Origin of the sequence: Mycolicibacterium brumae, assembly GCF_025215495.1 — a bacterium.
GTDB lineage: Bacteria > Actinomycetota > Actinomycetes > Mycobacteriales > Mycobacteriaceae > Mycobacterium > Mycobacterium brumae.
The window spans coordinates 2,529,132-2,543,373 of sequence record NZ_CP104302.1; the positions used below are offsets into that span (position 1 = coordinate 2,529,132).

Below are 14,242 nucleotides of genomic sequence, written 5' to 3' on the forward strand. Positions count from 1 at the left end.
CCCGTTATAGCGGCAGTCAGCGGCCGCGGATGACGCCAATTTCTCCTGCGCGCGATTGACAGCTACGCAGCGTCAACAGATTTAGCTGCTGCCAAGAGCTCACGCAGACCATCAGTGCTGGGTCCAAAGAATCCACTGTCAATCAGTTCTGCAGCCGCAGCGTGCTCCGCCTGAGTGAGGCCGTCATTGACCAACACCTCAGTCAAGCCGTCGAACACGAGGGTTCGCCATTCCTGATACTCGATGCACGTACGCCTCAAACGCACCTGCTGCTCAGTGAGCGCGGGCCGACGGCGTTCGAAGAGCGCCAAGCCCAGGTCAACCGCGTTCACGAAGCCAGTCTATCGCGTAGAGCGGGTGACCTGTGGCGATGTGCCAACGGGACGTGCCGACCACGGGACGCACTCGTAGCACACCCGGCACGCCTCGCCACGAACCGAAAAGGCTGAAGCCGGAACCGTCGTCGTAGCCGTCGCTAGGACTATCCACCAGCGCGCAAACCCAATTGGTCACGTCACATTCCTCCCACCCTGGTGGAAAGCGTGACTTGTCAACGACCTCGGCATCGCTTGCGTGACCACCGTGGCCACTGCCATCTCCATACAGCACGACGAACGCGTCATCGTGGGTGAAGTCATCGATGTCACTCCGACAAATCGGAGGCCTCCAACCATTGAATTCGGGAAACTCGTCGGGAGTGTTGTAACTCAGCATTCCTCGGGCTCGCGGAGGCGGCGACCTCACAGCCACCCCGCCAAGGTCCAGGCCGCCACGGTCAGCACGGCCGCGCCGATCAACCGTCGTCCCCAACTCCAGCGCCAGGCGGCCATTCCGGCGGCCGTCAGTCCGGCCACCAGAGCGAAGCCCGCGAAGCCGGACGGCAGCGGCGTCGACGCCCCCGGAATCGCAGCGGCCCGCTGCGCGACCTCCAGCACCCACCACAGCAGCGGCCCGGCAAATCGGATCAGCAGTTCGGCGACCGGCGGGCACAGCCCGGTCAAGGCGGCCGCGAGGGTGCCCAGCACGGTGATCGGGGCGACGGCCAGACCCGCGAGCAGATTGGCCAGGACCGCCACGGTGGAGAAGTACCCCATCGCCGCCGCGACCAGCGGGGCGGTGGCCAGCTGCGCGGCGGCGCACACCGCGGTCGCATCGGCCAGCGGTTTCGGCCAGCCGCGGGCCTGCAGCCGAGCCGACCACATCGGGGCGATGACGATCAGCGCGGCGGTGGCCACCGTGGACAGCGCGAAGCCGAGGTCGACGGCCAGCTGCGGGGCGATCACCAGCAGAACCAGCACCGCGGCTGCCAAAGCCGGGACGCCCTGCCGTCGCCGGGCGGACAGCACCGCGGCCAGGCCGATCGCGCCCATCACCGCGGCGCGCAGCACACTCGCGCTGGGCTGCACGATCAACACGAATCCGGCCAGCGCGACCGCCGCGGCCGTCACCGCGATCCGCGGCCCGGCCAGACCGGCGGCCAGCAGCACCGCGCCGCACACGATGGTGACGTTGGCGCCCGAGACGGCCATCAAATGCGTCAGACCCGATGCTCGGAAGCTCTGCCCGATGACCGGGGTGACCGCGCTGGTGTCACCGAGGATCAACCCGGGCAGCACGTCGCCGGTGTCACCGGGCAGCACCGCGTGGCTGGCGGCGCCGAATCGGTCGCGGACCCGCTGGGCGACGCGCTGGGCCGGCGGGGCGCGACCTAGCTTCGGCTCACCAACCGCGGTCAGCACCGCCACGGTCAGGTCCCGGCGGGTCGGCGTGCCGACGCGCGCGGAGAACGCGGCCGGTTGCCCGACGCCGAGATCGTCGAACTGTCCCGGCTTGGCGAAGACGGTCACCCGGCCGGAGCTCTGCGCCCCGTCGAGTTCGCGCAGCGTCGCCGGGAACACCACCCGGCCGGATCCGGTTTGCCGTGGGCTCTCCGAGGGGACCACCAGCACCTGCGCGGTCTGACCGACACGCGTGGTCAACGGGTGGGCGGCGACCGTGTCCGCGCGCAACGTGACCGCGACGGCGAACCCGCCCGCCACCACGGCGACCGCGGCGACGCCGGTGGCGATCGCCGCCGCTCGTCGCCCGCCGCGGATCCGTACCACCACCGCGACGACGGCGACCGCGAACGCCAACGCCGCCAACTCCGGGCCGATCGGCCAGCAGATGACGGCGGCGGTGACGGCCCAGGCCGCCAGCGCCGCGGGGGCGAGTCGCAGATCCATCGCCTCACACCGCCACCAGCTCACGCAGTCGGGCCAGTCGGGCCGGGCCGATCCCGTCGACGGCGGCGAGTTGGTCGACGCTGGTGAAGTTGCCGTTGGCCTCGCGCCAGGACACGATCGCCCCCGCGGTCACCGGTCCGACGCCCGGCAGCGCGTCGAGTTCCTCGATGGTCGCGGTGTTCAGGTTCACCGGCCCGTTCTGTGCCGTCGCGGTCTGGCCAGGCGGGGCCTTCGCGCCGGGCGGGCTCTTCGCGCCGGGCGGGGTCTCGGGAGCCGCGCCGGTGGGGTCGGAGGCGCCGGTGTCGCCAACGGAACTACCCAACGTGGCGGGCGCCCCGGGCGGCGCCGCGATGCCCACCAGCACCTGTTCGCCATCGGCGAGGTGGCGTGCGAGGTTCAACCCGGCGGTGTCGGCCGGGCCGAGCACGCCGCCGGCCGCCTCCAGCGCGTCGGCGACCCGCGCCCCAGGCTCCAAGGTCACCAGGCCCGGGGTGTTGACCAGCCCGACGACGCTCACCACAACCGGCGCGTCGGCCTCCGCTGTCGGCGGCGCCGAGGCGATGGTCGTGACCGCGGTGCTGACCGACGCCACCGGGGGCAGGTTCGCCGAGGCGACCGGCGGGGTGTCGTCGCGCACCAGGGTGAACACGGTGACCAGCACCGCGAGCACCCCCACCGCGCCCAGCGCCAGCATTCCGGCACGCCCCGGGTCCGCGCGCAGACCGGCGAGCCAGCCTTCGCCGCCGGCGGAGGTTTCCGGCAGCCACCGCGGCAGCAGCGATCGCGCGTCCTCGTCGGGGTCGGCGTCGTCGGTGTCCGCGGACTCGGTCAGGCCGAGCCGGCGGCGCACGCGTTCTTCGGTGTCCTCAGCCATGCCCTGACGCTAGGAGCCGGCTCCGTCACAAAACGGTTCGCGAGGCGCGGTCCGGGCGTCGCTGTGGATCAACCCGGAATTGTGGATGGCTCGGACCGAGCGGTTGGGCGGCGGTCAGCGAGGCGCCGCGACGACGACGCCCAGCGCGCCGGCCCCCACGTGCAGGCCCAACACCGGACCGAGCTCGCTGACCACCGGCGCCTCGGCGGCGGGCAGCCGCTGCGCCAAGTTGTCGGCGAGTTCGCGCGCCCCGTCAGGATTCGCGACGTGATGCACCGCCAGGGACACCGGCCGTTCCCCGGCGCTTTCGCACACCCGGTCCACCATCACCGCGATCGCGCGGCTGGCGGTCCGGATCCGTTGCGCGAGCACAAGATTGCCGTCCTCGACGCGCAGCAGCGGCTTGAGCGACAGGGCGGTGCCCAGCCACGCCGCCGCTCCCCCGATTCGTCCGCTACGACGGAGGTTGTCCAGTTGCTGCACGACGATGAACCCGTCGGCGCCGTCCGCGGTCCGCTGCGCGGCGGCGGCCACCGCGGGTAGGTCCGCGCCGTCGGCGGCGGCCCGCGCGGCGGCCAGCGCGACGAATCCCAGACCCATCGCCACCGAACCGGAATCCACCACCGTGACCTGGGCGCCGAGTTGCTCGGCTACGCGTTGGGCGGTGCCACAGGTGCCGGACAGCTTTGCCGACAGGTGCGCGGCCAGCACGCCGTCGCCGCCGCTGTCGTCGAGCGCCTGCCGGTACACCGCCTCCAACTCGGCGGGACTGGGCCCCGATGTGCTGGCCGGGCGGTCATGGATGTCAGAGGGAACGGCGTCGAGCCCGTCGCGCAGATCCTCGCCGTCGACCAGGATGTGCAGCGGAACAACCCGAATCCCGTAGGCGGCGGCCAACTCCGGTGGGATACGGGCCGAGGAGTCGGTGACGACGACGACCGTCACCGCTGGCTTCCCACCGTGTCCACGCCGGCCAGGCCGAGGGCGACCAGCATCAGCTCGGCGACGGCGGCATGGCATTCGAAGTTCCAGTGAATGCCGTCAGGGTTGCCTCGTCCGGCGAAGATGTGTTCGGCGACAGCGGCTTTCAGGTCGACCAGCGCGACATTGTGTCGCGCGGCCCAGCCGCCGATCGCGGTGGCGGTGTCGTCACGCCAGCGGTGCGATCGACCGTAGCTGTCGGCAATGTGCACACTCGGCAGCGAAGCCACGACGGGAATCCCGGGCCGGTTGAAATCAATTGCGGCGCGCGTCATTTCGAGATAGTCCACCGTCAGCTTCGGTGGCAGCGCCGGTCGCGCCACGGGTGACAACCGCGGCTGCAACCAGCCGTAGCCGTCGCGCGCCCACCGCCGGACCGTTGGAGGGCGCAGGTAGCGGATGAGTTCGCGGACGGCGGTCGGCAGCGGCGAGGGCAACGAGTCCATCCCGCTGGTGGCGAAGACCACCGCCCCGGCCCGTGGCAGCGCGGCCCACGCTCGCGGGTCCTGGGTGGCCGCCCACCACACGTCACGGCTGGTCCAGCCGATCCGGCCGATCAGCTCGACATCCCAACCGAGACGCTCGGCCACCAGGTTGGGCCAGATCCGCGGATCGTCGGCGGGCAGTCCGCCGCCGGGCCCGTAGTAGGACAGGGAGTCGGCGAACACCAGCAGTGTCGGGCGCGAACCGGGCTCAGAGGACGTCATTGGCGACCTGCGCGGAGGCGTTCCAGACATCGAGGCGCCACTTGATGTCCTCGAAACTTTCGGGGTCCCCGCCGAGCGCGGTGTGCCCGGACAGTTGCACCCAGCTGGCGTTGCCCATGCCGCCGAGCACCGGCCAGTTGTCGACCGGAAGTCGCAGCAGCGCCGCGGTCAGCGCGGCGATCAGGCCGCCGTGGGCGACGAACACCACCGGTCGGTCCACATCGTCGCGGCCCCATTCGGGCAGGGCGGCGATGGCTTCGGCGACCAGCGGCACGCTCCGCTCCGCGACGTCGACGCGGTTTTCCCCGCCGTGCGGCGCCCAGCGGGCGTCCTCGCGCCAGGCCAGCCGCGCGCCCGGCGCGGCGGCGTCCACTTCCAGATGGGTCATGCCCTGCCAGTCGCCCAGGTGCGTTTCGCGCAGCCGGACGTCGACGCTCACCGGCACGCCGCTGCGTTCCCCGAGTGCCAGCGCGGTGTCATAGGCGCGGCGCAGGTCCGAGGAGACGATGGCGATCGGCTGCCGCTTGGCCAGCACCTCGGCGGCCGCGGCGGCCTGCGCGTGACCCAGCTCGGTCAGATCGGTGTCCAGCTGGCCCTGCATCCTGCTGCCGGCGTTGAACTCGGTCTGGCCGTGGCGCAGCAGCACTAATCGCCGGATCGTCACTCCTGCTCCACCGGCACGTCGTCGACGTCGACCGGAACCGTCGGGCAGTCGCGCCACAGTCGGTCCAACCCGTAGAACTCGCGTTCTTCGGCGTGCTGGACGTGCACGACGATGTCGATGTAATCGAGCAGCACCCAGCGGCCTTCCCGGGTGCCTTCGCGACGGGCGGGCTTGTGCCCGGCCAGCCGCATCTTCTCCTCGACTTCGTCGACGATGGCGTTGACCTGCCGGTCGTTGGAGCCGGTGACGATGACGAAGCAGTCGGTGATGGCCAGCTGCGCCGACACGTCGATCACCACGATGTCGGATCCGAGTTTGGCGGCGGCGGCTCGGGCGGCGACCGTGGCCATCTCCACGGCTTCCGGTGTTGCGGTCACGTCGTCTCCTGTTCGGGAGTGTGGCGGTAAAGACCGCGCTTGGACACGTATTGCACGACCCCGTCGGGCACCAGGTACCAGATGGGGCGTCCGGCGGCGGCGCGCCGCCGGCAATCGGTGGAGGAAATCGCCAGCGCCGGAACTTCCACCAGGCGCAGCGCGTCGGCGGGCAGTTCGGCCATCGCCTCGGTGATGTGTTTGCCGTCCAGCTCGAAGCCGGGCCGGCTGACGCCGACGAAGCGCGCCATCTCGAACAGGTCTTCCCAGTTCTGCCAGGACAGGATCGAGCCGAGGGCGTCCGCGCCGGTGATGAAGAACAGCTCGGCGTCCGGGTTCTGGGCGCGCAGATCCCGCAGGGTGTCCTTGGTGTAGGTCGGCCCGCCGCGGTCGATGTCGACCCGGCTGACCGAGAAGCGCGGGTTGGCCGCGGTCGCGATGACGGTCATCAGGTAGCGGTCCTCGGCGGCGCTCACCGCGCGTCCCTGCTTCTGCCAGGGTTGGCCGGTGGGGACGAAGACGACCTCGTCGAGCTCGAAGAGGTCGGCCACTTCGCTGGCCGCGACCAGGTGGCCGTTGTGAATGGGGTCGAACGTGCCACCCATCACTCCGAGCCTGCGCCGTTTCTGCACGGTAGGTGACTTTACTTGGCGACCTCAGACCGGCAGCAACTCGTCGATGACGGCGGCCAGCTGTTTGGCGGAGCGGCATTCCCGCATGGGCAGCAGCTCGCCGTAGCGCGGGGCGGCCGAATCGCCGGTGCCCCACAGCTGCCTGGGCTCGGGATTGAGCCAGTGCGCGTGCCGACTGGCCGCGACCATCCGGGCCAGGGTGTCCAGTTCGGGGTTGCGGTAGTTGGTGCGGCCGTCGCCGAGGATCAGCAGCGAACTGCGCGGGGTCAGCGCCCCGGCGAAGCCCTGGGCGAACGAGGTGAAGGCGTGCCCGTAATCACTGTGGCCGTCGCGAGTGTGCACACCCGCCTCACGGGTGATGCGCTGTACGGCGACCGCGAGGTCGGCCTCCGGCCCGAACATGTCGGTGACCTCGTCGGTGGTGTCGATGAAGGCGAACACTCGGACCCGGGAGAACTGCTGGCGCAGCGCCGCCACCAGCAGCAAGGTGAAGTGGCTGAACCCGGCCACCGAGCCGGACACGTCGCACAGCACCACCAGCTCAGGTCGGGCCGGCCGCGGCTTGGCCAGCACCACATCGATCGGCACCCCGCCGGTGGACATCGATCGGCGCAGCGTCTTGCGCATGTCGATGGCGCCGCGACGGTGCCGGCGGCGTTTGGCCGCCAGCCGCGCAGCCAGCATCCGCGCCAGCGGCGCGACCGTCGTGCGCATCTGCCGGAGTTGGTCGGCGGAGGCGCGCAGGAAGTCCACGTTCTCCGACAGCTCCGGGATGCCGTAGGTCTGCACATGTTCGCGGCCGAACAGTTCGGCGGTGCGCCGTTTGGTTTCTGCTTCGACCATCCGCCGGACCGCGGTGACCCGTTGTGCGGCAAGGGCTTCGGCGATGGCTCGCTGCGTCGGGGTGGGGTCGTCGCCGAAGGAGGCCAGCAGTCCGGCGAGCAGTTTGCCCTCCAACTCATCGACCGAGATCGCCCGCAGGCTCTGATAGGCGGAGTAGGCGGGGCCTCGGCCAGACTGGTAGCGGCCGTGCGCCTCGATGATCGCGGCGATCATGGACAGCAGCCGTTCGTCGGCCTGCGCAGACTGCTCGGGGTCGGTCAGTAGGTCGACCAGCAGCGCGCGCATCGCGTCCATGTCGGCCGTCGGAAGTTCGGTGGCCGACGGGCCCGGGGCCTCGCCGGTGTCGGTGGCGCGCATGCCGATGGCCGCGGGCCACCACAGGTCGAACAGCGCGTCGTAGGTGGGCCGGTGGTCGGGTCGGCGCAGCAGCGCGCACGCCAGTCCTTCGCGCAACACCGTGCGGTCACCGAGGCCCAAGGTGACCAGCACCCGGCCGGCGTCGACGGTCTCCGAGGGGCCGACGTCGATCCCCCGGCCGCGCAGCGCCTCGACGAACCCGACCAGGTGCCCCGGCAACCCGTGCGGGGCGAGCGGCTGATCCGGCTTGCGCGCCACGCTAATTCAGCCGGAGCTCGTCGGCCGCGCGGACCTGGTCGGACTGATGTTTGAGCACCACGCCCAGCGTCGCGGCGACGGTCGCGTCGTCGATGTCCTCGACGCCCAGAGCCAGCACGGTGCGGCCCCAGTCGATGGTCTCGGCGACCGACGGAACCTTCTTGAGCTGCATCCCGCGCAGAACCGAGACGATCCGGACCAACTCCTCGGCCATCCGGTCGGGGAGTTCCGGCACCCGCGAGAGCAGGATGCGGCGTTCCAGCTCGGCGTCCGGGAAATCGATGTGCAGGAACAGGCACCGGCGTTTGAGCGCCTCGGACAGCTCGCGGGTGGCGTTGGAGGTGAGCACCACGAACGGTTTGCGGGTGGCCGTTATCGTGCCCAGTTCCGGGACGGTGACCGCGAAGTCGCTGAGCACCTCCAGCAGCAGGCCTTCGATCTCGATGTCGGCCTTGTCGGTTTCGTCGATCAGCAGCACGGTGGGTTCGGAGCGCCGGATGGCGGTCAGCAGTGGCCGCGGCAGCAGGAATTCCTCGCTGAACACATCGGTTTTGGTCTGCTCCCAGTCCTCGGCGGCGGTGGCCGCGGCGTGCGAGCCGGCCTGGATCCGCAGGATCTGTTTGGCGTGGTTCCACTCGTAGAGGGCGCGGGCTTCATCGACACCCTCGTAGCACTGCAGCCGGACCAGCTCGGAGCCGGTGGCGGTGGCGACGGCGCGGGCCAGCTCGGTTTTGCCCACGCCGGCCGGTCCTTCCACCAGGAGTGGTTTCTCCAGCCGGTCGGCGAGGAATACCGCTGTGGCCGTTGCGGTGTCAGCCAGGTAGCCGGTTTCGGAGAGTCGGGTGACGACGTCGTCGATGTCGGTGAAGTTGGGCATCAGACCGGCCGCACCTGGCCGTCGCCCCACACGATCCATTTGGTCGAGGTCAGTTCGGTCAGCCCCATCGGGCCGCGGGCGTGCAGTTTCTGGGTGGAAATGCCGATCTCGGCGCCGAATCCGAACTGCTCGCCGTCGGTGAAGGAGGTGGCGGCGTTGACCATCACCGCGGCGGCGTCCACGCGGTCGGTGAACCGTTGCGCGGCAGCCAGATCGGTGGTGACGATCGCCTCGGTGTGCCCGGTGCCATAAGTGTTGACGTGCTCGATGGCGGCGTCGACGCCGTCGACGACCGCCACCGCGATGTCGAGGGACAGGAACTCCTCGCGCAGTTGGTCCTCGGTCGGATGGGTGTGCACGGTGACGCCGGCGTCGGTGAGCGCCTCGATCAGCCGCGGCAGCGCGTGCTCGGCGATGGCGGCGTCGATCAGCAGCGACTCGGCGGCGTTGCACACCGAGGGCCGGCGGGTTTTGGAGTTCAGCAGGATCTTCTCGGCGACATCGAGGTCGGCGTCGGCGTGCACATACACGTGGCAGTTGCCGGTGCCGGTCTCGATGGTCGGCACGGTGGCGTCGCGTACAACGGCGTCGATCAGCCCGGCGCCGCCGCGCGGGATGGCCACGTCGACCAGTCCGCGCGCCTGGATGAGGTGGGTGACGGTGGCGCGGTCGGCCGCCGACAGCAGTTGCACGGTGTCGGCGGGCAGGTTCTCCCCGACCATGGCGTCGCGCAGGGTGGTGACCAGCGCCGCATTGGAGTTGGCCGCCGAGGAGCTGCCGCGTAGCAGCACCGCGTTGCCGGATTTGAGGGTGAGGCCGAACGCGTCCACGGTGACGTTGGGGCGGCCTTCGTAGACGATGCCGACCACGCCGAGCGGGACCCGCTGCTGGCGCAGCCGCAGTCCATTGGGCAGGGTGCGCCCGCGCAGCACCTCGCCGATCGGGTCGGGCAGGCCGGCCACCTGGCGCAGCCCGGCGGCGATGCCGTCGACGCGCTGCGGGTTCAGCGCGAGCCGGTCCAGCATCGCTTCGGAGGTGCCGGCGGCGCGCGCGACGTCCAGGTCTTCGGCGTTGGCGGCCAGGATGGCGTCCACGGCGCCGAGCACCGCGTCGGCGGCGGCGTGCAGCGCGCGGTCCTTGACGGTGGTGGTGAGCGTGGCGAGTTCACGGCTGGCCACCCGAGCGCGACGGGCGGCGTCGTGCACGTCCCGACGCAGATCGTCACTGGTGGCCGTTGCGGCCTGCGAGGTCATCCTTGCAGCTTATCCCCGGGCCGATAGGCCTCAGGCGGGCCGGTGGATCAGCAGCGGCAGCACCGCCGTCGCGCCCGCTTCGCGCAGTTTGGCGGCCGCGACCGTCACCGGCCAGCCGGTGCCGCTGGAGTCGACGGTCAGCAACACGGTCTTCCCGCTCACCTCCTCCGCCAACTCAGGGGTCACCTTCAGCGCCGCGCGCCAGTGCGCGGCTTCCTCCGCGCCAGAGGCGTCCCGTCCGGGCGGGGCGTCACCGGGGACCGGAAACTGTGCCCGCGCCAGTCGGCCGACCTCCGCGATCCGGTCGGCGACCGGCTGCGCCGGGCTGCCGGATCCAATGAGCTGCAGCGACACCACCACCTCGGGGCGGTGCGCCCACTGGTTGCGCCATCGGGTCAGCGCGCCGATCGCGGCGTCGCTCAGTTCGGCGGCGGCGGCCGGATCACCGGCGCTCGCCGCGGCGATCACGCCGGTCCATTCCGGGGCGTCGGCGTGCACCAGCACCCGGCCGGGTTCGGCGACCAGCGTGGCGGGGATCCGGCCGCGCGCGCCGAACACCCCGCCGGGCCACATCTTCCGCGGCTCCAGCACCAAGGTGTTGGCCCGCAGCGTGGCGGCGACGGTGCGCATTGTCTGCTCCCCCGCCGGATCGCCCATCGCATCGGGCAGGTCGCCGAGGCAGACCGAGCAGCGTCCGCACGCGGCGGCCGCCGGGTCGTCGAGGGATTCGGTCAGCAGCTGCATCAGACAGCGCTGGCCGCGGGTGTAGGCCCGCATGATCTCGGCTTCGCGGCGACGGGTCGCGATAACGCTCTCGTAGTGCTCGGCGTCGTAACTCCACGGTTTGCCGGTGGCGCGCCAGCCACCGTCGAGCCGCTCGACCGCGCCGTCGACGGCCAGTTGCTTGAGCATCAACTCGATGCGGGTGCGGCGGATCCCGGTGGAGGCTTCCAGGGTCACTACGGACGGCGGGTTAGCGAGGCTCGGCGGAGCTTGCGGAGCCGAGTCGAAGCTGGACCCGCCCATAGAATAGGGCGGGTTAGCGAGGCTCGGCGGAGCTTGCGGAGCCGAGTCGAAGCTGGACCCGCCCATCGAATAGGGCGGGTTAGCGAGGCTCGGCGGAGCTTGCGGAGCCGAGTCGAAGCTGGACCCGCCCATCGAATAGGGCGGGCCCGCGCCGCTTTCGTCGGCGAGGGCGGCCAGCACCCGGGCCATCTGGCCGGGGTCGGGGATGCTGGCGGTGGCGAAGTAGTCCCAGATGCCGGCGTCGGCGGGTGAGGGCAGCAACGCGACCACGGCGTGGTCGATGGCACGCCCGGCGCGTCCCACCTGCTGGTAGTAGCTCACCGGCGAGGGCGGGCTGCCGATGTGCACGACGAAGCCCAGGTCGGGTTTGTCGAATCCCATCCCGAGCGCGGAGGTGGCGATGAGCGCCTTGACCCGGTTCTCCCGCAGCGCGTCCTCCAGACCGGCGCGCGCGTCGGCGTCGAGTTGGCCGGTGTAGGCGGCGACCGGGGTGTCCGGGCGCACGGCGTGGATCGCGTCGACCAGGCGCTGCGCGTCGGCGACGGTCAGCACGTAGACGATCCCCGATCCCGGCAGCGATTCCAGGTTGTCCACCACCCAGCCGTAGCGGGCCAGCGGCGACATCGCGGGCAGCACGTTGAGCTGCAGGGAGCGCCGGGCCAGCGGCCCGCGCAGCACCAGCGGCTGATTGCCCAGTTGGGCGGCCACGTCATCGGTGACCCGCGCGTTCGCGGTGGCGGTGGTGGCCAGCACCGGCGTCTGTGGGTTCAGCCGGGTCAGCACGTCGGACACCCGACGGTAATCGGGCCGGAAGTCGTGTCCCCAGTCGGACACCGAATGCGCCTCGTCGATCACCAGCAGACCCAGCGCGCCTTCCAGGGCGGCGAGCACCCGGCGGCCGAAGGACGGGTTGGCGAGCCGTTCCGGGGACACCAGCAGCACGTCGATCTCACCGTTGGCGAGTTGCGCCTCGATGGCGTTCCACTCATCGAAATTCGACGAGTTGAGGGTGGCGGCGCGCAGCCCGGCCCGGCCGGCGGCGACGACCTGGTCACGCATCAGCGACAACAGCGGCGAGACGATGAGCGCCGGGCCGGCGCCTTCGTCCCGGCGGATCGCGGTGGCCGCCCAGTACACCGCCGATTTGCCCCAGCCGGTGGCCTGGACCACCAGCACCCGGGCTGATGGCTCCAACAGCGCGGCGACGGCGCGACGCTGATCGTCGCGCAGCCGGGCGCCCGGCCCGGCGAGCGCCTCGATGACCTCGGTCGCCCGTTTCTCCCTGGCCCCGGTCAGCTCGTCTGCCATGGTCCGCCCCTCGTGGTGATGCCGATGCCTCACGGTATCGGGAGAGCCCGACAAGTCGAGCGGCGTCGTAGTCTGGGCTGGTGTCAAAGGTGACCGTGGTCGGCAGCGTCAATATGGATCTGGTTTTCGACGTGGCGGCGCTGCCCGCGCCCGGGGAGACCGTGCTGGCCTCGGGTTTGCACCGCAGCCCGGGCGGCAAGGGCGGCAATCAGGCCGTGGCCGCGGCACGGGCCGGCGCCCAGGTCAGCGTGGTGGCGGCCGTCGGCGAAGACGACGCTGGATCGGCGCTGATCGATCACCTGCGGGCCAACGGTGTCGCGACCGATGCGGTAACCCGATTGCCCGGACCCAGCGGCACCGCGGCGATCGTCGTCGGCGCTGCGGAGACGGGTTCGCGCGAGAACACCATCGTGGTCGCGCCCGGCGCCAATGCGCACCTGACCCTCGATGATAAGGCGGTGCGCGACGTGGTCGCCGCGGCCGATGTGGTGCTGGTGCAGCTGGAGATTCCGGCGCAGACGGCCCTGGCCGCCGCGCGCCAGGGTCGGCACAGCGGCGCGACGGTGATCCTCAACGCCTCCCCGGCCGGCGCGGACCCGGACCTGCTCGCCGAGTTGGCCGCGGTCACCGATGTGGTGATCGTGAACGAGACCGAGGCGCAGCAATGGCATTGGCAGACGCCGTATCTGGTCACCACCCGCGGGGCCGCCGGCGCGACGGTCGCCTCGGACGGTGGCACGGTGTCGGTGCCGTCGCAGCGGGTGGAGCCCGCCGACACCAGCGGCGCCGGTGATGTGTTCGCCGGGGTGCTGGCCGCGTGCTGGACCCGGATGGACCCCGAGCAGGCCGTGCGTCGCGCCACCGCCGCCGGCGCGCTGGCCACCTTGGTCCCCGGCGCGGGCGACTGCGCGCCGACCGCGGAGATGATCGAGGACGCGCTATTGCGATGAACGCGCCGCTGGTCGCGCTGGTCCTGTTCGCACTGTTCGGGATCCTCGGATTCGGTTGGCGCAGTTGGCTTCAGCATCGACGCACCGGTTCGGCGGGATTCCGGGGAGTCAGCGGCGAGCTGGGCTCGGCCGAATGGCTCGCCGGGGCGGGGTTCGCGCTGTCCATCCTCATCGCGGTGGCCGCGCCCGTTCTGCAGTGGGCAGGTGTGCTGGCGCCGGTGTCGTTCCTGGACGCGGAGTGGATCCAGTCCGGCGGTGTGCTGCTGGCGGTGTTCGGCATCTTCGGCACGGTGTACGCGCAGGTCGATATGGGTGAGTCCTGGCGCATCGGGGTCGATCCCGACGAGCGCACCGAGCTGGTCGAGTCCGGGATTTTCGGCCGGGTCCGCAATCCCATCTTCACCGCGATGCTGGTGTTCGGCGCGGGTATTGCCCTGGTCACCCCGAATATGTTGGCGCTCACTGGATTCGCATTGCTGGTCGTCACCATTGAGATGCAGGTCCGCATCGTCGAGGAGCCGTACTTGGAGGCCGTGCACGGCGAGGTCTACCGGCGTTATGCCGCCAAGGTCGGCCGCTTCATTCCCAGCTTCGGACGGATCCCGCCCTCGGAGTGACAACGATGGCGCCATGGACATATGACGCTGACCAGTATCACTGTGACCGTCGACGAGGACGACCTCGCGTTGGTCAAGCAGGCCGCCAAGCGTGAACGCCGCCCGGAAGCCGAGCTGATCCGGGAGGCGTTCCATCTGGTCGCGATGCGACGCCGACTATGGGACACCCCGTGGCACATCCCGACTCTTGACTTCAACCGCGCGCTGTCCGCCGAGGACGGGCAAGCGATCGTCATCGATGAGATGGTTCGTCGCCAGCACCGTTGATCCAACGGCACGGAACCGAGGAAGTCGCG

General features: G+C 70.8%; 15 protein-coding genes. 3 read left to right on the forward strand and 12 right to left on the reverse strand.

All coding sequences use genetic code 11. The annotated features are described in order from the left end of the window. Nucleotides 1–62 precede the first annotated feature (62 nt). From L2Z93_RS12285 to L2Z93_RS12340, 12 genes are all read right to left on the reverse strand, one after another. Entirely contained in the window at nt 63–332 is a 270-nt protein-coding gene (locus tag L2Z93_RS12285) for a hypothetical protein (protein ID WP_090593500.1), read from the reverse strand. Nucleotides 333–740: 408 nt separating this feature from the next. After that, nucleotides 741–2,225, reverse strand: a complete 1,485-nt coding sequence (locus tag L2Z93_RS12290; protein WP_234786279.1) for a ComEC/Rec2 family competence protein — start codon at nt 2,223–2,225, stop codon at nt 741–743. Between the two features lie 4 nt (nt 2,226–2,229). Then, on the reverse strand, nt 2,230–3,099 hold the full coding sequence (locus L2Z93_RS12295; RefSeq protein ID WP_090593502.1) for a ComEA family DNA-binding protein: 870 nt from the start codon (nt 3,097–3,099) through the stop codon (nt 2,230–2,232). A gap of 114 nt (nt 3,100–3,213) precedes the next feature. Further along, complete coding sequence (locus tag L2Z93_RS12300) at nt 3,214–4,044, reverse strand: DegV family protein (RefSeq protein WP_090593504.1); 831 nt, start codon at nt 4,042–4,044, stop codon at nt 3,214–3,216. Beyond that, nucleotides 4,041–4,787: a diglucosylglycerate octanoyltransferase gene (gene octT / locus L2Z93_RS12305; RefSeq protein ID WP_090593506.1), complete on the reverse strand. Its 747-nt coding sequence runs from the start codon at nt 4,785–4,787 to the stop codon at nt 4,041–4,043. Before octT ends, L2Z93_RS12300 begins: the two co-directional genes overlap by 4 nt. Continuing rightward, entirely contained in the window at nt 4,774–5,451 is a 678-nt protein-coding gene (gpgP, locus tag L2Z93_RS12310) for a glucosyl-3-phosphoglycerate phosphatase (protein ID WP_090593508.1), read from the reverse strand. Before gpgP ends, octT begins: the two co-directional genes overlap by 14 nt. Further along, on the reverse strand, nt 5,448–5,828 hold the full coding sequence (rsfS, locus tag L2Z93_RS12315; RefSeq protein WP_090593510.1) for a ribosome silencing factor: 381 nt from the start codon (nt 5,826–5,828) through the stop codon (nt 5,448–5,450). The genes gpgP and rsfS overlap by 4 nt, the downstream gene beginning before the upstream one ends. Beyond that, nucleotides 5,825–6,457 (reverse strand): nicotinate-nucleotide adenylyltransferase, encoded by a 633-nt coding sequence (gene nadD / locus L2Z93_RS12320; protein ID WP_090593512.1) that lies wholly within the window; start codon nt 6,455–6,457, stop codon nt 5,825–5,827. The genes rsfS and nadD overlap by 4 nt, the downstream gene beginning before the upstream one ends. Before the next feature lie 24 nt (nt 6,458–6,481). Next, nucleotides 6,482–7,915 carry a vWA domain-containing protein gene (locus L2Z93_RS12325; RefSeq protein WP_370745899.1) on the reverse strand — a complete coding sequence of 478 codons (1,434 nt, stop codon included), beginning with the start codon at nt 7,913–7,915 and terminating at the stop codon, nt 6,482–6,484. 1 nt (nt 7,916) lies between these two features. Beyond that, entirely contained in the window at nt 7,917–8,792 is an 876-nt protein-coding gene (locus L2Z93_RS12330; RefSeq protein ID WP_090593516.1) for an AAA family ATPase, read from the reverse strand. After that, nucleotides 8,792–10,045 (reverse strand): glutamate-5-semialdehyde dehydrogenase, encoded by a 1,254-nt coding sequence (locus tag L2Z93_RS12335; RefSeq protein ID WP_090593518.1) that lies wholly within the window; start codon nt 10,043–10,045, stop codon nt 8,792–8,794. The genes L2Z93_RS12330 and L2Z93_RS12335 overlap by 1 nt, the downstream gene beginning before the upstream one ends. 30 nt (nt 10,046–10,075) lie before the next feature. Continuing rightward, nucleotides 10,076–12,379, reverse strand: coding sequence for a DEAD/DEAH box helicase (locus L2Z93_RS12340; protein ID WP_234786281.1), 2,304 nt, complete (start codon nt 12,377–12,379; stop codon nt 10,076–10,078). Between the two features lie 80 nt (nt 12,380–12,459). Between L2Z93_RS12340 and L2Z93_RS12345 the strand changes: the two genes are divergently transcribed. Genes L2Z93_RS12345 through L2Z93_RS12355 form a run of 3 tightly spaced genes read left to right on the forward strand, consistent with a single transcriptional unit; the run spans nt 12,460 to nt 14,213 of the window. Continuing rightward, entirely contained in the window at nt 12,460–13,329 is an 870-nt protein-coding gene (locus L2Z93_RS12345; protein ID WP_090593520.1) for a PfkB family carbohydrate kinase, read from the forward strand. After that, nucleotides 13,326–13,946 (forward strand): methyltransferase family protein, encoded by a 621-nt coding sequence (locus L2Z93_RS12350; RefSeq protein ID WP_090593522.1) that lies wholly within the window; start codon nt 13,326–13,328, stop codon nt 13,944–13,946. Before L2Z93_RS12345 ends, L2Z93_RS12350 begins: the two co-directional genes overlap by 4 nt. 21 nt (nt 13,947–13,967) lie before the next feature. Next, nucleotides 13,968–14,213 carry a ribbon-helix-helix protein, CopG family gene (locus L2Z93_RS12355; RefSeq protein ID WP_090593524.1) on the forward strand — a complete coding sequence of 82 codons (246 nt, stop codon included), beginning with the start codon at nt 13,968–13,970 and terminating at the stop codon, nt 14,211–14,213. Nucleotides 14,214–14,242: the final 29 nt, after the last annotated feature.

What these genes read in the sequence shown, in the direction of transcription:
- L2Z93_RS12350 (WP_090593522.1), top strand. Translation starts at nt 13,326, where the DNA reads ATGAACGCGCCGCTGGTCGCGCTGGTCCTGTTCGCACTGTTCGGGATC.
- L2Z93_RS12340 (WP_234786281.1), bottom strand. Translation starts at nt 12,379, where the DNA reads ATGGCAGACGAGCTGACCGGGGCCAGGGAGAAACGGGCGACCGAGGTC.
- L2Z93_RS12330 (WP_090593516.1), bottom strand. Translation starts at nt 8,792, where the DNA reads ATGCCCAACTTCACCGACATCGACGACGTCGTCACCCGACTCTCCGAA.
- L2Z93_RS12335 (WP_090593518.1), bottom strand. Translation starts at nt 10,045, where the DNA reads ATGACCTCGCAGGCCGCAACGGCCACCAGTGACGATCTGCGTCGGGAC.
- L2Z93_RS12355 (WP_090593524.1), top strand. Translation starts at nt 13,968, where the DNA reads ATGACGCTGACCAGTATCACTGTGACCGTCGACGAGGACGACCTCGCG.
- L2Z93_RS12290 (WP_234786279.1), bottom strand. Translation starts at nt 2,225, where the DNA reads ATGGATCTGCGACTCGCCCCCGCGGCGCTGGCGGCCTGGGCCGTCACC.
- octT (WP_090593506.1), bottom strand. Translation starts at nt 4,787, where the DNA reads ATGACGTCCTCTGAGCCCGGTTCGCGCCCGACACTGCTGGTGTTCGCC.
- L2Z93_RS12295 (WP_090593502.1), bottom strand. Translation starts at nt 3,099, where the DNA reads ATGGCTGAGGACACCGAAGAACGCGTGCGCCGCCGGCTCGGCCTGACC.